Genomic DNA, 26,093 nt, shown 5'->3' with positions numbered 1-26,093 from the left:
GGCGCTCGATCTGCGACAGGGCATCCAACGCCCATCCCGCCATCACGCGGCGTCGAGGGCGTCCCGGAGTAGATCGCGGACTTCGCCGGCGACCGCGTCCAGGTCTTGGTTCTGCACCGCCTGCATCGAAGCGACAGGATCGACCGCGCTGACCTCGGTGTCGCCGTCCACTTGCCGCAGGATGACATTGCAGGGAAGCATCGCACCGATGCGAGGCTCGATCTCGATGGCTTTGTGCGCCATGCCCGGATTACAGGCCCCGAGAATGCGGTAAGGCGGCATGTCCGCATCAAGTTTCTTTTTCATCGTCGCTTTGACGTCAATCTCAGTCAGAACGCCGAAGCCCTTGTCTGCCAAAGCATCCCGAACACGCATCTCTGCGTCATCGATATTGGTGTCTTTCAGGACGCGATCATAGGTATAGGCCATGGGAATTTTCCTTTCCGTGTCTCTATTTTTTGGCATAACGAGGCTAAACGGTTCAGGTCGCGGTTCGGTTCAATGTCCCGGCCGAGAACGGTTTTGGCGTTTTGAGGACGGGTGCCGGAAAAAACCGGCACCCGTTGGCTCAGTTGTCCTGCATCATGGAGCCGTTGCCCATGCCCTGACCGTTGCCCGGCCGCGCAGGCGCATCTGCCATGTTCGACCGCATCATCTGCATCCGCTCCATCCTATCGGCCGGAGCGGCCATCTCTTCCGGCGTCACCGCGCCGTCGCCATCGGCATCGAGGTGTTGAAAACGATCCACCATCATTTCGCGGATCATCGCGCTGTGGAGAGCTTCAAACTCGGTAATCGAGAGGTTTCCATCCCCGTCGCTGTCAAACTCGGAAAGCTTGGCCTGCAGCTGCGTGCGCATTTCTTCCGGCGTCGTTGTGCCGTCTCCATCGGTGTCGAACATTTGCATCATGCCGCCAGCCATGCCTGCGCCCATCATACCACTGCCCATGCCTGCGCCCATCATGTTTCCGTGCATGCGCTGCATCATGTCCATCATTCCGCCCATGTTCCCCATCATGCCCGGACCACCGTTCTGCATCATGCCTGCCCCACTTTGGGCACCAGGTTGACCACTGTGCCCATGGTTGGCATCCGCCAAGGCGACGCCACCAAAGGCGGTTGCAGCCAGAGTCATTGCAGCGAGTAGAGTATTGCGTTTCATGTCGATCACCTCGTGTCAGTGTTACGATAGCCACCATATGGGATGCACCTGCAGATGCGGAATGCCACGCGAGCCGGTGTTTTGTATCGCGAGGTCACAAAGGCGGGGTCTGTTACAAATTGCGACAAATCAATTCGGGGCGAACGCTCCTCTTAATCTGAGACTTGCGATATCCAGAGAAAAACCTGTCGAGGAGTCGCGTACCAACCGACACCGAACCCGTGTTTCGGTGGACGTGAAATCCGGAAGAGTTGGTGTCGAGAGTGGTAGAGGACCTGAATATCCCGAAAATTCAATTATTCAACCCATGGCAGGAGGCTGCAGGGTGCTCTTTTTGAACCGCATTTTCTCAGTTCTAACCTTGGTAATTTTGGCGGGGTGCGGCGCAGGAAACGACATGCGCCCGGATGCTTCAGCCGAAGTCATCAGTAGCGCATCCTACCGTCACGATGGACCGGCCGCGCTGACGTTGTACACCATGATCAACAACAGGTCCGGGGCGGGTGCGCATAGCAGCGTCATGATTAATGGGTCGCAGCGTGTTATCTTCGATCCGGCAGGAACGGTCCGGCTGAGCGCTGTACCGGAACGGGGAGATGTGCTTTATGGCATTACTCCACAAGTGGCCGATTTTTATGCGCGGGCTCATGCTCGCGAGACCTACCATGTCGTCATACAAGAGATCGATGTGTCTCCCGAAGTCGCGGAGCAGGCTTTGCGCCTTGCAATTGCCAGCGGCCCAGCCGCTTCCGGTTTTTGTAGTGCCAGTACCTCCGCGGTACTCAGACAATTACCAGGATTTGAATCCATCGGACGCACATTTTTTCCAAAGCGCCTGATGGCGGATTTTGGCAAGTTGCCGGGCGTGCGAACCACAAAGCTGTTCGAGAACGATGAGGACGACAAATCCGTAGCGATCGCACAGTTCGAAAGTTCACTTGCGACACAGCCGTGAGTGTTCGTCCAACAATTCATTGGAAGATGTCCCTGCACGACGCAGTCCTCGGCGTGTGAGCCAAAGATGCAATAGGTTAGCTTCGAGCGGTAACGCTGTCTTCGGCCGAGTAAAGGAACGCCGTCGATCCGACAGCGACATTCGGATAGAGATCATTGATGTGGGCCATCACCATGCGCACGCATCCCGAACTGGCCCGGCCGCCAATGCTGCGAGGGCTCGGCGTTCCGTGAATTCGAAGGTACGTATCCCGATCTCCGACGAATAGATACAAAGCCCTGCTGCCCAAGGCATTGTTGGGGCCGGGCTCCATACCGTCGGCAAACCGCTCGTAAGCCTCCGGATCGCGTTCGATCATTGACTGCGTTGGCGTCCAGTGCGGCCATTCGACCTTTCGGCGGATCGTATAGGTGCCGGGTTCATAGAGATCGCCCTTGGCAATCGCCACCCCGTATCGCATCGCGGTGCCACCTTCCTCGATATGGTACAGATAGCGCGCGATCGCATCGACGTGAATGTCACCCGGGCGCAAACCGTCATTCGCCAAAACGCGTTGCGGCAGCAGCCTGGGATGCAGCCCCCATGGGTTGGTTGTTGCCGGGTCATAGTTGGCGGGCGTGATCTGCGCATCCCAAGCTGCTTTTTCGGCTGTTGACGGCCAGGTCTTAGCGAATGCTGGCGAACTCAGAGAAGCTGAAAACAGCGAGCCGGAAAGTGCAAGGAAGTGTCGTCTTGTAACCATGAAGCGAAGCCCTTTGTTTGTTTTCGATGAATGCGGGACGATTCAAGAAACGTCCGCGACCCCATGCCACCGAACCTTTTGATGTCTTGCGATCGCGACCAACCAGAGGCAAGCAAGGACACCGCTTAGGATCGCGTTCCAACTCGCCATGGACAACGTCAGAAATTCCCAGACAACCTCACTGCACAGAACAAGATTGGACGCATTTGAACTGGCAGAGGGCAGCAATTCCGATACCGACATTTGGGAAACATCGAGGCCGGATCCCGTGCAAGAAGTCGGTCCCTCCCACCAGCCGCGCTCGACACCGGTATGAAACACTCCCAACGCGGATGTGCTGAGTTCCGACAGGGCACCGATTATCAGGATTGGCAAAATCGGCAGAGCAAAGAGCAACAGAGCGCCCATTCCAATGGCGATTGCGTGTGGGTAGCGTTGCCAGATGCACATTGCGCAAGGCGCGTAGCCAAGAGCCTGGAAAACGAAGGCCCCTAACAGCAAGGCGGCTGATCCTGCCGCCGCAGTCATGCCGAGAGATTTTGGTGTCAGGGTCAATGAACGCTCCCGTTGGCAATCGATGGACCTGTTTCTCGCTTGTCAGGTTACGTAAACGGCAGAAGGGCTGTTATCATTCAGAGATTTGTAACGGTATGTATCCGTCGCGACCCTCAGCCGACTCTGATCCACGTTGCCATACCGTCGGCCTGGTGGCTCAACATGTGGCAATGCAGCATCCACGATCCCGGATTGTCCAGGACGACGAGAATATCCCGCGTCTCGCCGGTATCCAGATAGGTCGAGTCCCGGTATGGACCGGCTTCACCCGCCGCATCGAGTTCCCAGAAATGGTGGCCATGCAGATGCATGACGTGTGGGAACCCGGTTTCGTTGCGGATCGAAATGCGCGCGGTCGTCCCCTGCGCGGCGGATAGGAAAGGCCTTCGAGGCAGGCCGGATACGTCATTGAGCGCCCATGTCCCTGTGCCGTTGTGGGACGCGCTTCCCGCACCTCCCTGGAGCACCAGCTCCGCGGTTTGGCCGGGGTCTTTCGGGGCTGGCATTCGGTTGGCGGGCAATGCGGTGATGGGCGCTTTCGCGGGCTCACGGGAACCGGAAACAGCGATTTCGCCAAGGCTCAACGTCTGTTCTCCAAAGCTGTCGTCGAATCTAATAGGCCCGGTCGCATCACCAATCACATCGCATCTTTGCCCCGGAGCGAGAAGGATCGGTTCGAGCGTCCGAGGATGCGCCAGAGGCATGCCATCCAGTGCAACGATCTTGCCTATCAAACCATCCAGGCCGACACGGTACACCCTGTCGATAGAGGGATTTATGAGACGCAGTCGCAGACGGTCGCCTCGTTTCACAGTCTTGCCGGTTCCATTGAAAACAAGTGCCGTGACCGTATTGCCGATACGGCCCTCGGTTGCGAAATGGGCCGGGTTGAACGCTTCGTCGTACTGCCCGGACTGATCCAGCAAGACATCGAAGAACTGAACAACGATGTCATGGTCGACAGCCGGCGCATTTTGCTCCTCGACGATGAAGGCGCCGAAAAGACCGCGGCTGACCTGATCGTAAGACAGGTAATGCGAGTGATACCAATACGTGCCGGCATCCGGGACGCCGAATTGATAACGATACGAGTCGCCCGGAATGACCACATCCTGAGTGAGGACGTTGACACCATCCATCCGATTTGGAACCCGCAACCCATGCCAGTGAACGAGAGCGCCCTCCTCCAATCGGTTATCGAGGGTAATGCGGGCGGTTTGTCCTTGTCGCATTCTGACTTCTGGGCCCGGCAGACCACCGTTGAAGCCCAACATCGACACGTCGTACCCAGCAAGGTGCGCCTTGATCGATTGGGGCGCGAGGATCAACTCGTGTGTCGCTGCTGGCAAGCGGGTACCAGCCAGCGCAACGGTCATCCCGCCAAGGAAAGACCTCCGGCTCAAAGACAATTCCGTCACCTCATGAATGATAGACTGGCTTTCGCCAACTGCCGCACTTGTGCCATTTCCGGAAGAGGAACTTCAAGGCGACAGAACACTCCTCACGCCGTTGTCACTTTGGGATACAGGAAGACGCGGGCGCCGATTTCAACGCGTTCGTACAGATTCTTCACATGTTCATTCGTCAACCGCGCGCATCCATTCGACACGGCAGACCCAATTGTCTCCGGGGCGTTCGTTCCATGAATGCGAAGATAGGTATCGCGTCCCTCGGCATCGTAGAGATAGAGCGCGCGGGCCCCGAGCGGGTTGTTTGGCCCGCCTTTCAGTCCATCCTTGTACTTTGCGTATTTGCGTGGCTCGCGCCGGATCATGGCGTTCGTTGGCCGCCACCATGGCCATTTGGCCTTGCGCGCTACCGTGAACTCTCCGGGTTCGTACAAACCTTTGCGCCCTACCCCGACCCCGTAGCGGATCGCCATCCCGTCCTCGAGCATGAAATAAAGGAAAAAATCGTCGGGAACGACGTGGACATCGCCTTTAACCCAGTCACCACGACGGGTGTTTACCAATTGTGGTTCGAACCGTTCGGGCAATTTGACTTTGTGGGCCCAGGCAGTTGTGGGCAGAAAGCAACCCATCGCTCCGGCACAAATCAATTCTCGTCTCGTGAAATTCTGCATGGCGCGATCTCCTCGGACCCATGAAAATTCAGTGCGCGTCAGGGGCAAAGAAAAGAAGCCGTGAACCGGGGCAAACGACGCGCCTTTGTTGCCTTGAAACTACGAAAATTCGTGCTTTTGGAACTCTCCAGCGCTGGAATGTTGTTGTTTTACAGAGAACTGCAAGGAGGTGACTGGAAATGCACTACTCACGATTCTTTATGATGATCGGAACATCGACCGTGGTCATGTTCGTTCTGATGTACCTGAACACCTATCTTTGGGGCCATATCTTCTTTTCGGAGACACGCCTTTACATGGCCATCCTGATGGGGGCGACCATGGCCGTGATCATGTTGGCGTACATGTTGTCCATGTATCAGAACACCAAAGCCAACATCGCGATTTTCGTTGGCGCAATAGTCCTTTTCGCGGCGAGCCTCTGGCTGGTTCGCGGGCAATTCACGGTGCAGGACAGGTCCTACATGCGCGCCATGATCCCGCACCACTCGATCGCCATCATGACGTCGACTCGTGCCGAGATCACCGACCCGCGCGTCCGGGGGCTCGCAGACGACATTATCTATGCGCAGGACAAGGAAATCGCCGAAATGCGCTACCTTATTGCTGACATTGGAGCAAACGGCGAAGCATCGGCCACGCGAAGCGAAACGCCGGCGCAGGTTGTGGATGCGCAACAGGCGCTTCAAACGGAGGTCGTGTCGAAGGTCGATCCTGAGTTTCTGACGGAAGACGAAATCGCTGCGGTGTTCCCGAATGGCGGAAATTGCCGCTTTGCTTACACCTCGGACAGTCCGGCTGTACTGGTGACTGGTGAAACCGGCGAAGGGTCTGCCGCCGCAATGAAGATCAGCGGTGATCTGGTGCGCCTGAATGCGCAGGGCGAAAATGCATTTTCTGAAGGCCCGCTGTCGGCCGAGATCGCAGAGACGAACGGTGACCTGACCGATCTGATCGTCAGCGCGGGAACCGACTACGAAGCCGGGTTCCGTGGTCAACTTACGTGCAGCGGATAAGGAGGAAAGGACATGCCCCGCGACACAGACAGTAAATCCGCGCAGCTTTATCGCATGGTCATGCCGGGCCATGTCTGCCCCTACGGTCTGAAATCGAAAGACCTGCTGGAGCGGCAAGGCTTCGAGGTGGAAGACCATCCGCTTGACACCCGTGAAGACACCGATGCTTTCATGGAGAAGCACGGGGTCGAGACGACGCCGCAGACTTTCATCGGGGACGAACGGATCGGCGGTTACGATGATCTCAGGGTGTTTTTCGACATTGACCCACCCGAGGAAGAGCAAAGCGACACGACCTACCAGCCGGTCATCGCGATCTTTTCCGTTGCCGCGCTGTTGGCATTGGGCCTGTCTTGGCACCAGTACGGGTCGGTCCTTACCTTGCGGGGGTTCGAATGGTTCATTTCGCTGTCCATGACCATTCTCGCGATCCAGAAATTGCAGGATGTCGAAGGGTTTTCGACGATGTTCCTCAACTACGATCTGCTGGCGCGCAAATGGGTGCGATACGGCAAGGTCTACCCGTTCGGCGAAGCGTTGGCAGGTGTCCTGATGACTGCCGGCGCGCTGCTGTGGCTCTCGGCGCCTGTCGCCCTGTTTATCGGCACGGTAGGCGCTGTCAGCGTGTTCAAGGCTGTTTATATCGACAAGAGAGAGCTGAAATGCGCCTGCGTCGGCGGTGACAGTTCCGTCCCGCTGGGGTTCATTTCGCTGACGGAAAACCTGATGATGATCTTCATGGGTATCTGGATGCCGGTCCGCGCGATCTGGTTCTGAGGTACAGCCCCTTCTTGCCTGTCACTTGGCCAACCGCTCCGGCGACAGATCCTCGATGATGGGGCAGTCGGGCCGGTGATCCCCGGCACATTTTTCCACCAGTTCGGCGAGCGTCGCGCGCATGGATTGCAGTTTCGCGATCTTTTCCTCGATCTGGCGCAGATGGTCTTCCGCAACCGCCTTCACTTGCATGCTTTCGCGGTTTTCATCCTCGTAGAGCGACAGGAGCGTCCTGCAATCTTCGATGGTGAACCCCAAGGCCCGTGCGCGACCCAGAAACGCCAGCTTGTGAACATGGTTCTCGGTGAACGCGCGATAGCCGTTCTCGCTACGGTTCGGGCGGATCAGACCGATGTCCTCGTAGTAGCGGATCGTCTTGGCGGGCACACCCGATTGTCGGGCAACGTCTCCGATGTTCATGTCGGACCTCCGTTATTCTGCTGGAGCAGGAGTGGCGGCTGCCATCTCTGCCGGGATTGCGCGCTGCTCGTCCATCGCAGGCGCGATGCGCCGCAGCCGCAGGGCATTGGTCAGGACAAACACCGAGGACAACGCCATCGCACCCGCCGCAAGGATTGGTGACAGGAGCAACCCAAAGGCCGGATAGAGCACCCCGGCAGCGACCGGAATAAGTGCCACGTTGTAGGCAAAGGCCCAGAACAGGTTCTGCCGGATGTTGCGCATGGTCCGCCGCGATACTTCGAAGGCGTTCACCACGCCGCGCAAATCGCCCGACATCAGGACGACATCCGCAGATTCGATGGCCACATCGGTGCCGGTTCCAATGGCGATGCCCACATCGGCATGCGCCAGCGCCGGGGCGTCGTTGATCCCGTCGCCGACAAAGGCGATGCGCTTGCCGCCCTCGCGCAAACTGTTGAGCGCCGCGACCTTGCCGTCTGGCAGAACGCCGGCGACGACATGGTCGATGCCGGTTTCGCGGGCGATGGCTTCGGCGGTTTCGCGTTTGTCCCCGGTGATCATCGCAACCGCAAGACCCTTTTCGTGCAGCGCTGCGATGGCTGCGCGGCTTGCCGGTTTGACCGGATCGGCGACGCCGATCACGGCGGCGATACGTCCATCTATGGCAGCGTAAAGCGCCGTCCGACCCTTGCTCGCGATCTTCGTTTCCTCTGGTGCCAATGCCGAGATGTCAATGCCTTCCCGCGTCATGTAGCGGTCGGCCCCAACCAACACCTCCGCGCCTTCGACCAAGGCGCGCACGCCGTAACCGGTGACCGACTGGAAACCTTCGGCCCCCACAAGCGGGGCGCCGTCGCCCCGGGCGGCGCGGACGATGGCGTCCGCGACAGGATGCTCGGAGAGCGACTCCACGGCGGCGATCTTCGAGAGCGTTGTTGAACGATCGAACCCTTCCGCCAGCACAAGGTCAGTCAGTGCGGGTCGCCCCTCGGTCACCGTGCCTGTCTTGTCGAGGGCGACCACATCAACGGAATCAAGTAGCTGCAAGGCGTCGCCCTTGCGGAACAGGACGCCCATTTCCGCAGCACGTCCCGTCCCGACCATGATCGAGGTCGGCGTCGCAAGCCCCATCGCGCAGGGGCACGCGATGATGAGCACCGACACACCGGCGACCAGCGCCATCGTCAGGGCCGGATCAGGCCCGAAAAACAGCCAGACCAGCACGGTCGCCGCCGCGATCGCCATCACGGCAGGCACGAACCACAAGGTGATCCGGTCGACCAATCCCTGGATCGGCAGTTTGGCGCCCTGGGCCTCTTCGACCATGCGAATAATCTGCGCCAGGGTCGTGTCGGCGCCGACCCGCGTGGCGAGGAACTGCAGGCTTCCGGCGCCGTTGACCGTCCCGCCGGTCACCGTATCTCCGGCACCTTTTTCAGCGGGGATCGGCTCGCCTGTCAGCATGCTTTCGTCGACGCGGCTGGTCCCCTCGATGACCTCGCCATCGACCGCGATGCGTTCACCAGGGCGCACGATGACGATGTCACCCTGAACCAGCGCATCGATCTCGATCTCGACGCTTTCTCCGTCCCGCATCACGCGTGCAGTCCGCGCCTGAAGCCCTAATAGCTTCTGGATGGCCGCGCCCGTTCTCCCCTTGGCGCGCGCTTCAAGAAACCGCCCCAGAAGGATCAGAACGACGATGACCGCTGCCGCCTCGAAATAGACGGTGCGCAGCGTGTCAGGCAGGACCGACGGTACGAATGTCGCAACCACGGAATAAAGGTAAGCCGCCCCGGTGCCGACCGCGACGAGGCTGTTCATGTCGGGGGCACCCCGGAACAAGGCCGGGAAACCCTTGGTGTAAAACGTCCGGCCCGGGCCGAAGAGAACGATTGTCGTGAGAACGAATTGAAGAAGCCAACTCGTCTGCTGACCAATCGTGGTCTCGATAAGCATATGAACGGCCGGAATGACGTGGCCACCCATCTCGATCAAAAAGACCGGCAAGGCGAGGATGGCTGCAAAGGTGACCCGTTTGGCAAGCGCCTGAGCCTCTTCCTCCTTGCGCGCAACCCTGTCGTCACCGGCTTGGGCCGTTGCCACGGTTGCTGGATACCCTGCCGCGCCGCTTGCATTTACCAGATCGGATGTCGTGACAAGACCTTCGACGTAAACCACCGTCGCCGTCTCGGAGGCGAGGTTGACGTTCACCTCGACCACTCCAGGCACCGCGGAAAGCGCCTTGTCGACCCGCCCGACGCAAGAGGCACAGGACATGGCTGCAATCGTGAGTTCGGCCTTGGCCGTCCGCGCGGGGTAGCCCAGCTCGCGAAGGGTTTCGATGATTTCCGGAACGCGCTTGAGCGCGTCCACGCTCATACGCGCGGTTTCGGATGCAAGATTCACCGACACATCCTCTACGCCGTCGATTGCATTCAATGCGCGGTCGACCCTGCCAACGCAGGACGCACATGACATGCCTTCGATCGGCAGGCTGATCTGTTTGGGTTCGGGCATATGTGTCACCTGTTTTTCCATTCGAAGTGGAATATGAGGCTTCCAGTTACTGGAGGGTCAATGGGAGGGCGCCAAATAAATTTCTTCACTTGACCTTCCAGCGGGGGGAAGCCCCATGTCACCGACAGAAATCAGATCAAGGAGTGGTTCCGATGAAGTTCAGCGTTCCGGACATGAGCTGTGGACATTGCACCGCAGCAATCGAAAGCGCGGTGAAGAGCGCAGATCCGAATGCAGGCGTAGAATGTGACCTTTCTGCCCGACATGTGCGTGTCGCCAGCGTGTTACCAGCCGATCAAGTCCTAGCGATCATTCGGGATGCGGGCTACAACGTGGAACCTGCGGCCGCTTGATGCAGTGCCTGGACCACCCAAGGGCGGTCCGGGCACAGAATTTCAGTCTTCGACTTTGCGGGCTTCCTCGACCAAGTCGACAAGCTGCGCCTTTTCGACGAAGCCCGGGACCAGCGCGTCACCGATCACGAAAGACGGCGTGCCGTTAAAGCCCAGAGCTTGGGTCAGTTGCATGGATGTCGCAATGTGCTCTTCGACCTCGGGGGCCTCCATGTCCTTGCGCAACTGTGCGATATCCAGGCCGATCTCCTCGGCAACGCGCAGCACGGAGGCCTCTTCCGCGCGGCCTTCCAGCCCCATCATCGCCCAGTGAAACTCTTCGTATTTGTCCTGCTTGCGCGCTGCCAAGGCCGCTTTCGCGGCGAACACCGATCCGTCTCCGAGAATGGGCCATTCACGATAGACGAGGCGAATGTTTGGATCGTCTTCGATCAAAGCCCGCACCTCGGGTTTGACCCGCCGACAATAAGGACAGTTGTAGTCGAAAAATTCCACAACGGTGACGTCCCCTTCCGCGTTGCCGAGAACCGGCGCATTCGGATCGTTCTCGATCAGATCGCGCTGGTCATTCAGAACTTGGGCCTGACTGAGCTCCTGCGCTTGCGCCTGCCTTTGTTCAAGGATGGCGACGGCCTCCATGACAATCTCCGGGTTCTCGCGGATTGCTTCCAGCACAAGTTCCTTGACCCGGGACTCTGACAGTTCGTCGGCGAGTGCCGGTAGCGGAAGCAAGGCAGCTATCGCGACCGTCGTGAAGGCTTGTCTGAAACGCATTTTAGTTCTCTCCCCGTTGTTCGTCGGCTTCTGTCCGCGCGGCCTGGACTTCGCGGATGCGATCTGGCCAGGTGGACCGGATGAAGGCCAGGATGTTGTGAATTCGCTGGTCGGTCAGCACGTCTGCGAAACCGGGCATGCCACTGTCGAATTCGACGCCCTGACGCGCCAGAAGCGTTGCACCCCCCAGTTTTGTGTAATCGAAGAGCAGGCTGTCAGGATGATGCCAGGTGTGACCCGTCTCATCATGCGGTGGTGCTGGCAGGCGCCCATCCGCGCCCGGCGTTCGCCATTCCGGCTGGCCTTCCAGATCCGCGCCATGACAAGACGCGCAGTTTTCTGCGTAGAGCAACGCGCCTTCTTCGATGTCGTAGCTCTCCGCCTTGGACGCGCTGCCGACATCCGAGGATGCACTGGTCGAGAGCCAATACGTGAAGGCGGCTGCTGCGACAGTGATCGGAACGGACCAAACGAGATACCTCATGTGACCCGTATCCAGGTTGTCATGCCGGACGCGGCGTGGCTGAGCATGTGGCAATGGAACAGCCACTTGCCGGGATTGTCTGCCGTAAAGGCGATCTCCCGGGACTCGTTGCCGGCCAACAGGATCGTGTCCCGCATCGGCCCGAACGCGCCGTCGGGGCGCAGCTCACGGAAATGCATCCCGTGCAGGTGCATCGCATGTGGGAACACGGTCTGGTTCTCGATCTTCAAGCGCACCGGCTCGTTCAGGGATAGATCGGCCAGTGGCGTGTCGGTCATATCGGCGACATCATTCAGGGCCCAGAATTTGCCCGCTTGGGCAAGCTGACGGAATCCAAGACGTTCCCCACCGAGCAACGCGGACTGCATCCGCCCCATTGCACCGCCGGACATGACCAGTCGCAAATCTCGCGCATCGGCAAGGTCCGGGGCGTTTGCTGCGGGGTTCGGCGGCAACGGCAGTGGCTTGCCTCTTGGTACTGAACTGGCTGTGCCGTCGATCGGAAAACTCACGAGCGGGGTCGGTTGATCGTCATCGCCGATGCGCAGCAAATGGGCCACGCCGCCTTCGTCTTCGGTCACATCGACAATTAAGTCGACGCGCTGTGCCGGGCCGAGGATCAACTCGCCGTCAATCTGCTGGGGTTGGCCGATTGGCATTCCATCGACGGCCACCCTCCAGCCACTCAACCCCGAGAGCGTCAGCGGGAAAATCCGCGCGCTTGCTGCGTTGATGATCCGCAAGCGAATGCGTTCGTTGCGCTTCGCGGACAAGGTCAGGTCATAGCGCCCATTGGTCGTGATAAAGTTGCCGATGCGTCCACCGTGGCTCATCATCATAGGCTGCTCGAAATTGTCGAAAAGCTGCCCGCTTTCGGGATCGAGCAACCAGTCCTCCAGAACGATGACTTCCTCGCGGTCGATGTCCGGTCCATTGGCCTCTTCGACGATCAAAGCACCGCGCAAACCACGCGCGACCTGCTCGTATGAGCGATTATGCGCGTGGTACCAATAGGTCCCGGCGTCCGGTACGACGAAGTCGTAGTCAAAGGTTTCACCAGGTGCCACGGGCTCTTGGGTCAGCCCTGAAACGCCATCCATCGCGTTATCGATCCGGATTCCGTGCCAGTGAACCGAACTGGGATCGGGTACCTCGTTGCGGAACCTGCGGCGCACCCGATCGCCTTGAGCGACCCGGATTTCCGGGGCCGGAACAAGGCCGTCATAGCCCCAGATCTCTGTTTCCGGGTAGGTGTCCGGAAGAAGCTGTTGACGTGCAACCTTGGCAACCACGTCCTCGAACGGGGTTGCGGCAAAAGCCGACCGCGGGATGGCCGCCGCGCAGGCCGCCAGTGTTGCATGGCGCAAGAAATCCCGACGTGTTTGTCTCATTTCGATCCTCGAGAAAGCGGGGGCTTGTTGCCCCCGCGTGGTGTTAGTTCGACGCGGGGTTCTCCGCCTCGACCGTGTCCTTGTTCAGCAGGAAAAGCGCCATCGCTTCGCGATCGGCAGGTGTCAGAAACCGAGTTCCCTCGCGAACCACTTCCGCCATGCTGCCGCCGAAAGCATCGCCCGAAGGGATGATGCCGGTCTGGAGCGCATAAGCGAGGTTTGAAACCGTCCAGTCATTTTTGGCCAGGTCTTTTGGCCGTATCGCGGGTGCCTTGCTGCCACCGGGAAGCTGGGCGTTGCCTGCAAAGGAAGCACCGATATCGCGACCTCCTGCAAGATTGCGCGGCGTATGGCAGGCTCCGCAATGTGCCGCACCGCGCACCAATTCCCGTCCGCGATTCCATGCGCCGCTTCGCCCTTCAACCGGTTCGGTATCCGGATCGTAGAAGAACGCCGCTCGCCAGAGCTTCAGCCCCCATCGTTGATCGAATGGGAAGCTGACATCGTTTTCTGGTGCAGGTTCGTCCACGGGCGGCACGGTTTGAAACGCCGCCCAGAGGTCAGCGATATCCTGGTCAGAAAAATCCGCATAGAACGTATATGGGAAAGATGGATAGTAGGGCGTTCCATCGGGGCCGATCCCCTGCCGCACGGCTTTTGCGAACTGTTCTGCCGTCCATTCGCCCATGCCATGTTCGGGGTCGGTCGTCAGGTTGGGCGGATAGAACGTTCCGAACGGGGTTTCGAGCGGCGCCCCTCCGGCAAGTGGTGCGCCGCCCGCTTCAAAATTGGTATGACAGGCAATGCACCCACTGGCGCGCGCCAAATATGCGCCCCGGTCGACATTGCCCTCTGTTGCAATCGGAGTCACTGCACTGCCGACAGGCCATGCAATCACCACGCCGAGGCCGGCCGCGCCCAGCACGGCGACCCCGGTGACGAGTTTCAAAAACCGGCGCATGGTTAGTCTTCTTCCGCCCGGAAGCGTTCATGGCATGCGGAACAGACCTGTGTCGTCATCGCGAATGCCGCGTCGGCGGGCATTTCGGCAATGGCGGCAGCATCCATCATGCCGCCGCTGCCCATCATCGTGCTCCCGCCCATCATGGTTGTATCGCTTCCCATCATGGATCCGCCGCCCATCATCGAGGCGCCATCCGTGGAGGTATTGCCGCCCATGCCGCCTAGCCCATTGTCGGCTGCGCGTTTCAGGCCTTCAGAGTATTCTTCCAGCTGATTTGCCAGTGCTGCGAAGCGGTCCCAATCGGTCCACACTTCGTCTTTGGCTTCCGAGGGCATGCCACCTGTGCCCTCTGGGAACAGCTTTGTCATGCTCTCACCGGCGTGCTGCTGGAACAGGCGCGCTGCATCGCCCACTATTTCTGCGTCATAGGCCGTTTCGCCCCGCATCATCGGGGCTACGGTTTTGACTGCCTTTCCCATGGCGGCCATGGCATCCATGCGTTCCTTTACGATGCCCGTGGCACCGCTATGCGCAAATGCCGCGACCGCGGTTCCTGCAATCAACACTGCCGCTGCGATAGTCGTCTTTTTCATGTCTTCGATCCTTTAATGGGTCTGCTCTAAGAGGGGTGTGAAATCAGACCCACTTCCGTGGGGGTGGAGGATCGCTGTCGGGGCGCAATTCGGTTCGTTGGGTCGCGCCGTCTTGCATGACGGCGTTCATAAAATGAGGCTCGTAAACCACCGTTTCTGGGAACAACAACGCTGCCGGAACAGAACAGTCGAGTCCCGGATGACAGTGACCAGAGGTCTCGCTCGTAGATGGCCCCACATTTTCATGACTGTGTGATTCTTGCGCCAAAGACGCTCTATCATGGAACGCTGGTGCCTCAGGGACACCGAGAACCACAAGGAACAGGCCAAAAACGATCGACAGGATCCATCTGTTCGTCTTCGACCAACGCATCAGTTGATCCCGTTGGCCCGCTGTAGTTCTCGGACATAGGCAGCCACCATCTTGACGTCTCCTTGGGTCAGCCCCTCGATCTTGGGCATATTACCGAATTTCCAGTGATGCGCACGCACGCCATTTTGAGCGGCCAGAACAAAGGCCATGTCTGAATGGTGGCTCGGCTCGTAAATCTTGTGCACAAGAGGCGGGGCAATCCCGTTTTGTCCCGCTGCGTTTGCTCCATGGCACTCGGAACACTTAGCCTCGAATATGGTTTTCCCAATCGTGGCTTGCTCCGAGAATTCTGCCGGCAGTTGGACCTGAACGATTGGGTCGCCTGCTTCTATGCTACTCGTGTCAGGAGGCGTCATGGAATGACCCATCGCTGTATCTTCCGCAGAATCTTCCGCAGAAATGAACTGCCAAGTTGCAACTCCCCCGCCAGCTATAACTACGGCTCCAATAAGCGCGGTCAATTTGTCCATGCCTGTATCTTCCGCCTTGTCTCTTGGGTCAGATGAGTTTGACTTGAGTGCCGACGGGCACCCGCTCGTAAAGCTCTTCAACCTGTTCGTTGAACAAACCGATGCAGCCATTTGATGACCGACGGCCGATTTTTCGCGTGTCCTGTGTTCCGTGGATACGGTAGTATTGCCAGGACAGATACAATGCGCGGGTACCCAGAGGGTTGGCAGGATCGCCTCCCTCGACACGTGCCGGCCATTCTGGATTGCGTTCCCGCATGGAGGGCGTCGGCGCCCAGCTGGGGTTTTTGCGCTTTTCCACGACTTCGGTATAACCGCGTTTTGTGAGTTCATCGGTCAGAGGAACGGATGTCGGATAGATCCGCATTGACCCATCTGCTGTCCAATGCTGCAGAGCCCGTGTTTCCGTGTCCGAGATAATGATACCCTTTCCAAGCGTATCGAAATGGTCTTGCCACTCGTGAACTCGGAAAGAAGAGATATTGCGGCGAATGACTTCGGCCCGAACCACGCTTGGGGCAGCCAAAGCAACCGCCGCCAAACCAAATAGGCGTCGTCGGTTAATCTTGTTATTCGGCAAAGACGTCATGACACACTCCCAGCCTCGGTTTTGTCACACGTCTTTTACGCGAGACCCGGCATCTGGCAACCTGACAAGGCCGCGAGAAGTGTATCCATTTGTATCCTTGACCTTACCCTGCTGGAGGGCCGCAAATGACGCGGGAAACGAGACAAAGAGGGTGTCATGGACCACCAGAACCACAGAAAAAAGCCGATCACGGACAGGCTCATGCATTACGGAATGATGGCGTGTTGCGCCGTCATGCTGCTGCCCGTTGCGGGATTTTTTCTTGCCGGCGGCACATTGGCGGGCATGTGGGGCAATGCAGCGGCTTTCGCCCCGCTCCTGCTGTGCGTGGGGGCGCATCTTGCGATGCACAAATTCATGGGGAAATCGTGCCATTCCGACAAGGCAAAGGATACTATCGAGGAAACGACCGAGCCCATGACCTCCGCGATTCCAGTCGTGGTCCGCGACAGGCCGTGATGTACGCGGGAAGGTACGCGTAGGCGCGTTGCTGTTGTCGGGTTTCTTGCTTGGGGGATGTGCAGGAAGTCTAGAAGACTGCCCGGATCGCGGCGCTATCGTGTCCACGAAGCAAGCGTCAGACCTTCTGCCGGATGGGTGTCGGTATCTTTCAACTTCTGCGACTGGCGTCGCGCGAGTTGACTGCGCGGATGGTCGTCAGGGTTTTGCCGTAGGTTTCCGTTGAGGCGACCTCCGCCGTCTTGGCGAAATCTGCGGTAAAAATAAGGGAAGGAAGCAGGTATCTTGATCGATTGCCTTTTGATCCTGCGACGGGTTTTGCTTATTCCCTTCGTGCTCCTGGCCCTTGTCTCTGGAAGTGTCGCGGCAGCAACCTCTGCTGAATACCAGAGCGCGCCACTCACCGCGCATCTCATTAGTGTACAGGACGGCGTTCCCGAGAACACACAGACTCTGTCAGCCGGGCTTCACCTTCAACTGAACGAAAACTGGAAGACCTATTGGCGGTCGGCGGGCGAGGTGGGAATACCGCCTTCGGTCGAATGGAGCGGTTCCGAAAACGTCGCAGATGTCGAATTCATGTGGCCCGCCCCGACGCGCTTCACCGCCTTCGGCATCGAAAATTTTGGTTATGCGGGTGAAGTCGTCTTTCCGCTGCGCATAACGCTCGAAGATCCCGGCGCACCTGTGACTCTTTCCGCGCAGGTCAAACTGCTGGTGTGCTCCAATGTCTGTGTCCCGGAAGAGTTTGACCTGTCACTTCGCCTCGGACGGGGCAACGTCATCGACAGCACTTCGGCTGGGCTGATCGGTACGTTTTCCGAGCGCGTCCCCGAAGGGGCCAAGACGAGCGGCGTCAGCGAGGCAAATGCCTTCATCGACGAAGACCTCACGGAGTTGATCGTCAGCCTTCGCGTCGATGAACCACTCCAGTCGCCGGATGTGTTTCCCGAACTGGGTATGGGTGTTGCGCTTGGCAAACCCGATATCCGTTTGGGAGAAGAGGATCGTTTGCTTTGGGCGCGCTTGCCGATCCTCTCGTCGAATACGGATGTGACAGTGGCTCCGTCGATTACCGTCACCGACGGCGAGAACCGGGCCTTCACGATCATCGCGGATCGCGTGGCGCAAGGAATAGCACCACCCTTTGAGCTGGCCGCCACGACACCGGACATGATGGAACTGATCTGGATTGCCGCGATCGCGCTGCTGGGCGGATTGATCCTGAATGTGATGCCCTGCGTGCTGCCGGTGCTGTCCATCAAGGTGTCGTCTGTGCTCAAACACACCGATCACGACACAACCCGTGTCCGGTTCGGTTTCGTCGCTGCCAGCGCCGGCATCATGACGTTCATGTGGGGTCTGGCGCTCGTCCTCTGGGCGCTCCAGACGGCAGGCCTCAGCGTCGGGTGGGGTCTGCAGTTTCAAAGCCCGCTGTTTCTTGCGGTGATGATCGCTGTCCTGCTCGTCTTTTCGGCAAATCTGTTCGGAGCGTTCGAGTTCGCCCTTCCACACGGCATTCAAACGCGGCTTGCAGGGGCCGGTGGACGCAACGGGTATTCCGCCGACTTTTTCACTGGCATGTTCGGTGCCGTCATGGCGACGCCTTGTTCGGCACCGTTCCTCGGCACCGCTGTGGCCTTTGCTTTGGCCGGGCGTGGCTTGGACATCCTCATAGTCTTTTCGAGCCTCGGGTTCGGCCTCGCCCTGCCCTATCTCGTCATCGCCGCGTTCCCGCGTCTGGTCGCATTCATGCCTAAGCCTGGTCGATGGATGCTGATCATCAAAAGCGTCATGGGGGTCTTGTTGCTTGCAACCGCCGTGTGGCTGTTCTGGGTGCTCGACGGTGTCGCCGGGCTTGTGTCTGTCATCGCGGTCGCGGCGTTGTCCGGTCTCGCCGTTCTGATACTATCTCTCCCGAATGTGCAGTCCCAGTTCAGGTGGTCTATTGCCATAGCCAGCCTTGTCCTGGCCATTGCCGCAGGTCCTCTCTTGCAGCAATCAGCACCTGCGCGTTCGACGCCGCAGTTGGCAATGGCTTGGATCGCATTTGATCGTTCGGACATAGCGAAACGCGTGTCCGCAGGAGAGGTCGTTTTTGTCGATGTGACCGCTGACTGGTGCCTGACTTGCAAAGCGAACAAGACACTTGTCATCGACCGGGAGCCAGTCCGGAGCGCGCTTGAAGCGCCTGGAGTCACGGCGATGCAGGCAGATTGGACACGCCCGGACACGCGCATTTCCCGCTACCTTGAGAGTTTCGGCAGATACGGCATCCCCTTCAATGCCGTCTACGGACCATCGGCACCGAACGGCATTGTGCTGTCCGAATTGCTAACAACCGAAGACGTGATGGACGCCTTGGCGCAAGCCAGCGGTCGGGATGTTTCCGCAAAGGTTGCCGGACAGGAGTGACCTGCCCGGGCGGGACACCGACCAGCAGTCAGCCGCCGAGCCGCTCAAGCGCGGCACGGACCGCCGCACGCCGAGGATCACTGGCGGGCTGCTGCTCCAACAGCGCTTCAGCCTTGCGGTAGGCCTCAACGGCGCGATCGGGCTCCTCAAGGACCGTATAGGCGTTTGCCAGCCGCATCCAACCATCCAGATCGTCCGGTTCATCCTCAAGACGCTCGGCCAGCCGCGAGACCATCGATCGGATGAACTCCGCGCGGTCCGCGTCATTCATCTCCGACGCCGCCGCGACATCTGCCGCACTCGGGCCGGGTGGGGATGTCGGCCCGCTGGGTAGATTGACGACCGGGAGGTCAGCTGCCGCTGCAATCCGGTTGATCTGCAAAACGTATGTTTCCATCCAGGGCACGAACGTCTTTTCCTGGTTCAGCCGGGAAACGAGCAGATCGTAGGCCTTACGCGTCTCTTCTTTTTGAAGATGGTAGAGAGACTCGAAATAGGTTGCCGCAGGATTGGATGGGTCAAGTTCCAAAGCGCGATCAATGGCCAATTTCGCCCGTGGAATAACAACGCCATCATTGGCAACCGCGACAGCCTCCGCCAGCATGGAGAATGTCGCGGAGGTGGCATCCTCCCGTTTGGCGACAACTTCGAATGCTTCGACAGCATCAACTGTTCTGCCCATGCGCTGATAGGTCTGGCCCAACAGCATCCACCCTTCGCTGGGGCCGCCGGTCGGATCGGATATAAGCCTTTCGCGAAGTTGTATTGCCAGCGCCGTCACTTCATCAGTCTGTGCGCGCTCCTCTGCACGGGCAGCGAAGGCCATTGAAGGCACCTCCGGCGATCCCATTGTCAGATAGTAGCCCGCGGCAATAACCGGCGCGAGGACCGCCGCGACAACAAGAGTGCCTCTGCCACCACTACGGGACGATCCGGCTTTTGCTTCCAAATTGCGGGTCGTCGCGAGGATCCGTTTCTTGATCTCGAGTCTGGCTGCTTGAGCTTCTTGTTCAGAAATCAAACCGCGGTCCATGTCTCGTTCGATTTCCTGCATCTGATCGGCGAGGATGGCCGGTACCGCATCTCCTCTGGTGAGAGTGTTCGATTTGGACAGCAGCAGCGGGTAGAGGACTATTCCGATCGCGACCAGCGTCAGAAGACCGAAAATACCCCAGATCATGACGCATCCCCCGCTTCGTTTTGTCTGAGAATCTCGGACACGGTGTTCTCATCCTCCGCGCCCAAATCTTCAAAAGCCTCTTGCTTTCGCCGACTCATCAGTACCCCGCCACCAACGAAAACCCCGATCAGAACGAAAGCGATCGGCGCAAACCAAAGCGCGTAGGTCGCAGGCTCCAGAGGCGGTTTGAGCAGCACGTAATCGCCGTACCGCGCCCGAATGTACTCGATCACCTGGGTGTCAGTGTCTCCTGCGACCAGTCGCTCGCGGACAAGAAGGCGCAGGTCCCGGGCCACACCCGCGTTGGAGCTGTCGATGTCCTGATTCTGACAGACGACGCATCGCAGATCCTTGGAGATCTCCCGTGCACGTTGTTCCAATAGCGGGTCAGTCAGCATTTCGTCCGGTTCGACGGCGTTGGCAGCAAAGGGAAGCGCCCCGATGCACAATGCGAAAATCAGCTGTCTCATGATCCTGCTCCGTTTGGCAGCGCGCCTGCTTGCGTCAGGGCTGTAGTGAAACGTTCAACAGCGTCCGGACCCACAACTGGCCCGACATAGCGAAACAAAACGGTGCCATCGCCATCGACGATGAAGGTCTCCGGCACGCCCGAGAGTCCCCATTCGATCCCGGTGCGGCCCGACAGGTCGGACCCGATCCGCTCGTAGGGATTGCCGAGGTCATTGAGCCACTTCACGGCATCCTCAGGTTTGTCTTTGTAGTTTATTCCGAACAACCGCATGCCGTCTCGTTCGACAAATCTTGTCAACACGGCATGTTCCGCGCGGCAGGGCACGCACCAGGACGCAAAGACATTGACCACGACCGGTCGTTCGTTGCCGACAAGATCGCTTCGGGCCAGGCCGGGTGTCTCCAACCCCGGCACGGGATCGAGGTCGAACGCCGGGGCCGGTTGCGAGATGAGGACGGAGGGGATTTCGTTCGGATCCCGGTCGGGATTGAGCCCCCAGAGGAAAAACCCCCCGAATATGACTGCTGCAATAAACGGCAGCCCGGCGATGAGACGTTTCATCTTCTCTCCTACTCGGCAGGAACAGCGTCGCTGGCAGGCTGTTTGGCGCGGCGCGGCGCCCCGACCCTCAAGCGGCGATCCGACAAGGAAAGACAGCCGCCGATCACCAGCAGGATCGAGCCAATCCAGATCAGGTTGACGAGCGGTTCATAGAGGATCCGCAGGGTCCATGCTCCGGCGTTGTTCACTTGATCCGAGGCTGGCGTTGCAATCGACGTGTAGAGATCGCCCGCAAGTGTGGACCGGATCGCCGATTCCGTCGTCTGGCTTTCCGCGACCGGGTAATATCGACGTTCCGGGAACAGTGTCGTGACCAATTCGTCATCCCTGCGGACCACAAGGGTGCCGCGATCCGCAATGTAGTTCGGCCCTTGAACCTGCGCGGCGCCTTCGAAGGTGATGTCGAACCCGGCGATCGCAACTTCGGTCCCTGGAGCAGCAAAGACGATCTCTTCACTCTTCCAAGCGCTGGAGCCGATCATCCCCATCATCAAAATGGCAACGCCGGCATGGGCAAGCGTCATGCCGTGAGACGCCCGTGGCAGGTTGCGCGCCCGTCTCGCGCTCTCAGCAAAGGAAACCTCGAACAGACGGATGCGTAGCGCCCATTCCCGTAAAGTCGCCAAAAGCAGCCACGCAGCGCCGAGGATGGCAAGATAGGCCATGATCGGCCCACCGTTCAGAAGATACCACGCGGCCAAAGTTGCGATGACAGCCAGCACGGCTACGAACCGAATGCGATCGAGCAACCCAGCGATATCGGCCCGTTTCCACGACAGGAATGGACCGAGACCCATGAACACCACCAAAGCCAGCATCATCGGGATAAATGCGGCATTGAAGAAAGGTGGACCCACCGAGATCTTGTCCCCGGTGACAGCCTCCAGGATTAGCGGATAAAGTGTTCCGAACAGGACTGTTCCGGTAGCGGCGGCAAGAATGAGGTTGTTCACCAGCAGCCCGGCTTCGCGGCTGATCGGGCGAAACAGACCGCCAGGCTCCATTTCGGGCGCCCGCCAGGCGTAGAGCGCCAGCGACCCACCGATGGACACGGCCAGCAGACCCAGAATGTAAAGCCCGCGCTCTGGATCGACGGCGAAGGCATGCACGGATGTAAGCAGGCCCGACCGGACGATGAACGTCCCGAGCAGCGAAAGCGAGAAAGTCAGGATGGCAAGTAGGATGGTCCAGCTTTTGAACGCGTCGCGCTTTTCGGTGACGATGGCGGAATGCAGCAGCGCCGTGCCCAGAAGCCAGGGCATGAAGCTCACGTTCTCGACCGGGTCCCAGAACCACCAGCCGCCCCAGCCCAGTTCATAATAGGCCCACCACGATCCAAGAGCGATACCTGCCGTAAGGCTGACCCACGCGGCCAATGTCCACGGGCGGACCCATCTGGCCCAGGCCGGATCGACGCGCCCTTCCAGAAGAGCCGCAACGGCAAAGGAAAACACGATGGAGAAGCCGACATACCCGAAATACAAGAGCGGCGGGTGCATGGCGAGACCCATGTCCTGAAGCAACGGGTTGAGGTCATTGCCGTCGAGCGGCGGCGGAAACACCCGCTCGAAGGGGTTCGACGTCAGCAGCAGGAAGGACAGGAAGCCGACGCTGATCCACGCCTGCACCGACAAGGTGCGCGCCTTGGTCTCGGCGGGGATGTTCGATCCGAACCAGGCGACGCCCGCGCCGAACACCGCGAGTATCAGGATCCAGAGCAGCAGCGAACCCTCATGGCTGCCCCAGGTCCCGGCCACCTTGTAGAGCATTGGCTTGAGCGAATGGGAGTTCTCGACGACGTTCCTGACGGTAAAATCGCTGACGATGAAAGCCTGCATCAGCGCTGCGAAGGCGATGGCCACAAACAGCACTTGTCCTATTGCCGTCGCCTGGGCGGATTTCATCCAGACGGCGTTTCCACGCGACGCACCTGCAATCGGCAGAACGCTTTGAACAAGCGCAAGCGCAAGCGCGAGGGCCAGTGCGAAGTGACCAATTTCCGGGACCATGGCGTTCTTTCCTATCCAGTGTCGGTGGGCGTCGCGTCGGACGGCTTTGGCGTCCGCGGCGGGGTCTATTCGTCGAGCGTTGCTTTGCGGCGACGGAACTCTTCTTCGTCGATTTCCCCATTCGCAAAGCGGCGCCGGAGCGCTTCCTGCGCGTCCGAGTCCGGGGGACGGGTGCCATTGTCCCGCAGCCTGAGCACCAGAAACACGATCAATGCTATCACGACGCTCCAGAAGGCGAGCATCATGAAGCCGCCCATAAAGCCATAGCCTCCGCCCCACATGTGACCTGTCCAGGAGTCGGGTCCATCAGCTCGCGCCATGCTGGCGGGCAAGCTGGACAGTAACATTGGAAAAAACGTCTTCGGTTTCATCTGTTTCTCCTTTCATTTCTTGGTTTTCATCCAACGGAATGGTCACGACTGCGCGCAAGCCGACACCGTGCCGGTTGACCAATCCAATATCCCCGCCATGGGATTGGATGATTGTCCGCGCGATGGAGAGCCCTAGTCCGTAGCCACCCGTTTCAAGCGACCTCGATTGCTCCAGCCGATAGAAGGGATCGAACACCTTTTGCAATTCATTGTCCGGAATGCCCGGGCCGGTGTCATCGATGTTGAGCACTAGGTTCGCGTCTCGGACCGCCCAGCTGATTTGGGCGCCGCCACCGTAGCGAACGGCATTTTCCAGCAGGTTCCGAAGCGCCCTGCGAAACGCGTTGGGTCGAAGCCGCACGGAAATATCGTCGCTCAGGCCAAACGAGCAGTGTGCCGACATATCGCTGCACAAGCTTTTCAGGAAGTCGCGTAGATCCACCACTTCGGACTCTTCGGATCCGGTCAGGCCTCTAGCAAAGGTGAGCGTCGCTTCGACCATGGTTTGCATCTCCTCAACCGATGCAATGAGGCTTTCGCGAGTCTCTGCATCGTCAACCAGTTCCGCGCGGACCCGAATGGCGGTGAGCGGCGAGCGCAAATCGTGCCCGAGGGCTGCGAGCATCCGTGTCCGATCACTGACAAACCGGGTCAGCCGGATTTGCATGCGATTGAAGGCGACAGTCAGGTCCCTGACTTCGGTCGGCCCTGCAATTGCCAGCTCCGGCACATCCTCGCCTCGGCCGAGATGGTCGGCGGCTTTGGACAAATTCCGAAGCGGACGCGTCAGGCGCGTCATGACAAACCAGATGATGGCCACCAGAAGCAGTCCAGCGGAGATCCCGAAGGTCAGCATCGAATAAAAAGGCCACTGGATTGGTGGCCGCTCGAACCGCGTTCCAATATTCAGCCAACGCGATCCCTCGATCGCGATCGACAAGTTCATTTCAACCGCTGTCAACTCCCCACGCATCATTGCGAGATGCATTTCTGTCATTTCATCAGAGAGATTGGGCAAGGGTCGCAACTCGCCCTCGACCTCATGCAACTCAACACGAATATCCCGGCTGTAGCTGTCATCCATCAGGGCGCGTATGCGTCCCTCTACGATGCCGCCGTCGGAATGGCCGGTGTGTTCGACACTCGGGGTACTCGATAGATCAAAACGGATAAGAGGTGAATTTGCCGCTCGAAGGATCGATTGATGCAAATCCCGCGGCGCCTCCTCGATCAGCCGTGCGACATTCGCCGCTCGACCGGCGGCTTCAAAACCCAAAGCCGCCCGGATAGCCAGGCTGCGCTCATCTGCGAAGAGGAAAAGGCTGATTGCCTGGGCCACGACAAGCGCGGCGACCACAAGCAGGATCAACTGTCCGCTCAGAGAGGCCAACGCACGGCGCATCATATCGCATCCTCGACATCGGCCGCCAGACAGTACCCACCATTTCGCACTGTCTTGATGACGCTTGGTCTTAACACATCCGGCTCGATCTTGCGGCGAAGACGGCTGATTTGATTGTCAATTGTGCGATCCATGGGACCGGCGCTCCGACCGGCGGTCAGGTCAAGCAACTGGTCACGACTGAGCACCATCCTCGCTCTCTCAAGCAGGACCGCCAGCAATTTGAACTCGGATGTCGTCAATGGCGTCTCGGTGGCGGAGCCGTCGATCAGGACCTGTCGGTCGGTATCCAGGATCCAATGCGCAAAACTGACTTTCCGTCCAGCCAGACTTCCGGCCAAGGGTTCATCGCGGTTGCTTCTTCTGAGAACCGATTTGATCCGGGCGAGCAGTTCTCGCGGATTGAAAGGCTTGGCCAGATAGTCATCAGCGCCGATTTCCAGACCCACAATACGATCTGTTTCCTCACCAAGCGCCGTAAGCATAATTATCGGAAGATCACCTTTGGGCGCAAGGCGTCGGCACACCGACAGGCCATCCTCTCCAGGCATCATGACATCGAGCACGAGCAGGTCGAAATGGCCGGTCACGAGTTTCGCATCCATTTCCACGGCGTCTTTGGCGACTGTGGTCCGCATCCCGTTCTTCTCCAGAAAGCGCGCGACGCTTTCGCGAATCTGAGCGTGATCATCCACGATAAGGATATGAGGTGGTGGTCCCATGGCGTCCTTCCTAAATCATAGTCGTTTCATGTTTCAGGGGCAGAATTGTAGCTGTTTGTATCAGGTCAGTCCCTTGCTACACATGGATACAAATCTAAACCTGCACCGCGCGGCACTCCCGGGTAGCGTCGTGCACGTGGCCCGTGACGCATAGAACCGCAACCGATCAAACGATGAGGTTTTCGAACAGGGAGTGGACAAAACATGGGGGTCATGCGGCGCGTTTTCTGTTTGCGACGGTCAGCCGACCATCGAGAACTGCGGCCCTTGTGACGGCT

At 59.0% G+C, this 26,093-nt stretch carries 28 protein-coding genes; 6 read left to right on the top strand and 22 right to left on the bottom strand.

Annotation, left to right across the window (positions count from 1 at the left end):
* Positions 1-42: 42 nt before the first annotated feature.
* Both PXK01_RS18790 and PXK01_RS18785 read right to left on the bottom strand, forming a co-directional pair.
* Positions 43-429, bottom strand: a complete 387-nt coding sequence (locus PXK01_RS18790; protein WP_050686143.1) for a DUF302 domain-containing protein — start codon at positions 427-429, stop codon at positions 43-45.
* A 139-nt stretch (positions 430-568) separates the two neighbouring features.
* Positions 569-1,162, bottom strand: a complete 594-nt coding sequence (locus tag PXK01_RS18785; protein ID WP_223229252.1) for an EF-hand domain-containing protein — start codon at positions 1,160-1,162, stop codon at positions 569-571.
* A 397-nt stretch (positions 1,163-1,559) separates the two neighbouring features.
* Between PXK01_RS18785 and PXK01_RS18780 the strand changes: the two genes are divergently transcribed.
* Positions 1,560-2,117, top strand: coding sequence for a hypothetical protein (locus PXK01_RS18780; protein WP_012187179.1), 558 nt, complete (start codon positions 1,560-1,562; stop codon positions 2,115-2,117).
* Positions 2,118-2,193: 76 nt separating this feature from the next.
* Here the strand turns inward: PXK01_RS18780 and PXK01_RS18775 are convergent, their stop codons facing one another.
* The 4 genes from PXK01_RS18775 to PXK01_RS18760 form a co-directional block, all read right to left on the bottom strand.
* Positions 2,194-2,859: a L,D-transpeptidase gene (locus PXK01_RS18775; RefSeq protein ID WP_012187180.1), complete on the bottom strand. Its 666-nt coding sequence runs from the start codon at positions 2,857-2,859 to the stop codon at positions 2,194-2,196.
* Positions 2,860-2,901: 42 nt separating this feature from the next.
* Positions 2,902-3,414 carry a disulfide bond formation protein B gene (locus PXK01_RS18770; RefSeq protein ID WP_442416241.1) on the bottom strand — a complete coding sequence of 171 codons (513 nt, stop codon included), beginning with the start codon at positions 3,412-3,414 and terminating at the stop codon, positions 2,902-2,904.
* Between the two features lie 113 nt (positions 3,415-3,527).
* Complete coding sequence (locus tag PXK01_RS18765) at positions 3,528-4,790, bottom strand: multicopper oxidase family protein (protein WP_007803424.1); 1,263 nt, start codon at positions 4,788-4,790, stop codon at positions 3,528-3,530.
* Between the two features lie 125 nt (positions 4,791-4,915).
* Positions 4,916-5,497: a L,D-transpeptidase gene (locus tag PXK01_RS18760; RefSeq protein WP_082204816.1), complete on the bottom strand. Its 582-nt coding sequence runs from the start codon at positions 5,495-5,497 to the stop codon at positions 4,916-4,918.
* A 179-nt stretch (positions 5,498-5,676) separates the two neighbouring features.
* Between PXK01_RS18760 and PXK01_RS18755 the strand changes: the two genes are divergently transcribed.
* Together PXK01_RS18755 and PXK01_RS18750 are read left to right on the top strand one after the other, a co-directional pair.
* The gene (locus PXK01_RS18755) at positions 5,677-6,513 is read left to right on the top strand and encodes a DUF305 domain-containing protein (RefSeq protein WP_012187184.1); all 837 of its coding nucleotides are present in this window, start codon (positions 5,677-5,679) and stop codon (positions 6,511-6,513) included.
* 12 nt (positions 6,514-6,525) lie between these two features.
* Entirely contained in the window at positions 6,526-7,290 is a 765-nt protein-coding gene (locus PXK01_RS18750) for a MauE/DoxX family redox-associated membrane protein (RefSeq protein ID WP_012187037.1), read from the top strand.
* A gap of 21 nt (positions 7,291-7,311) precedes the next feature.
* Here PXK01_RS18750 and cueR read toward each other — a convergent pair whose 3' ends face one another.
* Both cueR and PXK01_RS18740 read right to left on the bottom strand, forming a co-directional pair.
* A complete protein-coding gene (cueR, locus tag PXK01_RS18745; RefSeq protein ID WP_038008399.1) occupies positions 7,312-7,710 on the bottom strand; it encodes a Cu(I)-responsive transcriptional regulator in 399 nt (132 codons plus the stop codon).
* A gap of 12 nt (positions 7,711-7,722) precedes the next feature.
* Positions 7,723-10,233, bottom strand: a complete 2,511-nt coding sequence (locus tag PXK01_RS18740) for a heavy metal translocating P-type ATPase (protein WP_058239123.1) — start codon at positions 10,231-10,233, stop codon at positions 7,723-7,725.
* A gap of 152 nt (positions 10,234-10,385) precedes the next feature.
* Between PXK01_RS18740 and PXK01_RS18735 the strand changes: the two genes are divergently transcribed.
* Positions 10,386-10,586, top strand: coding sequence for a heavy-metal-associated domain-containing protein (locus PXK01_RS18735; RefSeq protein WP_058239067.1), 201 nt, complete (start codon positions 10,386-10,388; stop codon positions 10,584-10,586).
* A 42-nt stretch (positions 10,587-10,628) separates the two neighbouring features.
* Here PXK01_RS18735 and PXK01_RS18730 read toward each other — a convergent pair whose 3' ends face one another.
* The 7 genes from PXK01_RS18730 to PXK01_RS18700 form a co-directional block, all read right to left on the bottom strand.
* A complete protein-coding gene (locus PXK01_RS18730) occupies positions 10,629-11,360 on the bottom strand; it encodes a DsbA family protein (protein ID WP_040182558.1) in 732 nt (243 codons plus the stop codon).
* A gap of 1 nt (position 11,361) precedes the next feature.
* Complete coding sequence (locus PXK01_RS18725) at positions 11,362-11,844, bottom strand: c-type cytochrome (RefSeq protein WP_058239068.1); 483 nt, start codon at positions 11,842-11,844, stop codon at positions 11,362-11,364.
* The gene (locus tag PXK01_RS18720; protein ID WP_058239069.1) at positions 11,841-13,235 is read right to left on the bottom strand and encodes a multicopper oxidase family protein; all 1,395 of its coding nucleotides are present in this window, start codon (positions 13,233-13,235) and stop codon (positions 11,841-11,843) included. Before PXK01_RS18720 ends, PXK01_RS18725 begins: the two co-directional genes overlap by 4 nt.
* Before the next feature lie 43 nt (positions 13,236-13,278).
* Entirely contained in the window at positions 13,279-14,196 is a 918-nt protein-coding gene (locus tag PXK01_RS18715) for a c-type cytochrome (protein ID WP_040182554.1), read from the bottom strand.
* 2 nt (positions 14,197-14,198) lie between these two features.
* A complete protein-coding gene (locus PXK01_RS18710) occupies positions 14,199-14,792 on the bottom strand; it encodes a c-type cytochrome (protein ID WP_040182553.1) in 594 nt (197 codons plus the stop codon).
* 372 nt (positions 14,793-15,164) lie between these two features.
* Positions 15,165-15,635 carry a c-type cytochrome gene (locus PXK01_RS18705; RefSeq protein WP_046212138.1) on the bottom strand — a complete coding sequence of 157 codons (471 nt, stop codon included), beginning with the start codon at positions 15,633-15,635 and terminating at the stop codon, positions 15,165-15,167.
* Positions 15,636-15,663: 28 nt separating this feature from the next.
* The gene (locus tag PXK01_RS18700; protein ID WP_046212139.1) at positions 15,664-16,224 is read right to left on the bottom strand and encodes a L,D-transpeptidase; all 561 of its coding nucleotides are present in this window, start codon (positions 16,222-16,224) and stop codon (positions 15,664-15,666) included.
* Positions 16,225-16,380: 156 nt separating this feature from the next.
* Between PXK01_RS18700 and PXK01_RS18695 the strand changes: the two genes are divergently transcribed.
* Positions 16,381-16,683, top strand: coding sequence for a DUF2933 domain-containing protein (locus PXK01_RS18695; RefSeq protein WP_046212140.1), 303 nt, complete (start codon positions 16,381-16,383; stop codon positions 16,681-16,683).
* A gap of 285 nt (positions 16,684-16,968) precedes the next feature.
* Complete coding sequence (locus tag PXK01_RS18690; RefSeq protein ID WP_046212141.1) at positions 16,969-19,098, top strand: protein-disulfide reductase DsbD family protein; 2,130 nt, start codon at positions 16,969-16,971, stop codon at positions 19,096-19,098.
* Positions 19,099-19,126: 28 nt separating this feature from the next.
* On the opposite strand, the gene ccmI is transcribed toward PXK01_RS18690, so the two are convergent.
* The 7 genes from ccmI to PXK01_RS18655 all read right to left on the bottom strand — a co-directional run bounded on the left by ccmI (position 19,127) and on the right by PXK01_RS18655 (position 25,815).
* Positions 19,127-20,278: a c-type cytochrome biogenesis protein CcmI gene (ccmI, locus tag PXK01_RS18685; RefSeq protein WP_050686135.1), complete on the bottom strand. Its 1,152-nt coding sequence runs from the start codon at positions 20,276-20,278 to the stop codon at positions 19,127-19,129.
* A complete protein-coding gene (locus PXK01_RS18680; RefSeq protein ID WP_058239070.1) occupies positions 20,275-20,748 on the bottom strand; it encodes a cytochrome c-type biogenesis protein in 474 nt (157 codons plus the stop codon). Before PXK01_RS18680 ends, ccmI begins: the two co-directional genes overlap by 4 nt.
* Positions 20,745-21,311 (bottom strand): DsbE family thiol:disulfide interchange protein, encoded by a 567-nt coding sequence (locus PXK01_RS18675; protein WP_046212144.1) that lies wholly within the window; start codon positions 21,309-21,311, stop codon positions 20,745-20,747. The genes PXK01_RS18680 and PXK01_RS18675 overlap by 4 nt, the downstream gene beginning before the upstream one ends.
* Before the next feature lie 8 nt (positions 21,312-21,319).
* Complete coding sequence (locus PXK01_RS18670) at positions 21,320-23,320, bottom strand: heme lyase CcmF/NrfE family subunit (RefSeq protein ID WP_046212145.1); 2,001 nt, start codon at positions 23,318-23,320, stop codon at positions 21,320-21,322.
* A 65-nt stretch (positions 23,321-23,385) separates the two neighbouring features.
* Positions 23,386-23,691 (bottom strand): SHOCT domain-containing protein, encoded by a 306-nt coding sequence (locus PXK01_RS18665; RefSeq protein ID WP_223229242.1) that lies wholly within the window; start codon positions 23,689-23,691, stop codon positions 23,386-23,388.
* Positions 23,627-25,093 (bottom strand): ATP-binding protein, encoded by a 1,467-nt coding sequence (locus PXK01_RS18660; RefSeq protein ID WP_102884554.1) that lies wholly within the window; start codon positions 25,091-25,093, stop codon positions 23,627-23,629. Before PXK01_RS18660 ends, PXK01_RS18665 begins: the two co-directional genes overlap by 65 nt.
* Positions 25,093-25,815, bottom strand: coding sequence for a response regulator (locus PXK01_RS18655; protein WP_046212146.1), 723 nt, complete (start codon positions 25,813-25,815; stop codon positions 25,093-25,095). Before PXK01_RS18655 ends, PXK01_RS18660 begins: the two co-directional genes overlap by 1 nt.
* Positions 25,816-26,093: the final 278 nt, after the last annotated feature.

Source organism: Phaeobacter sp. PT47_59 (assembly GCF_028890025.1).
In the GTDB taxonomy this organism is placed as follows: Bacteria; Pseudomonadota; Alphaproteobacteria; order Rhodobacterales; family Rhodobacteraceae; genus Phycobacter.
Note: the sequence above shows the minus strand (reverse complement) of the source record. Positions and strands in the feature narration are given on the sequence as shown.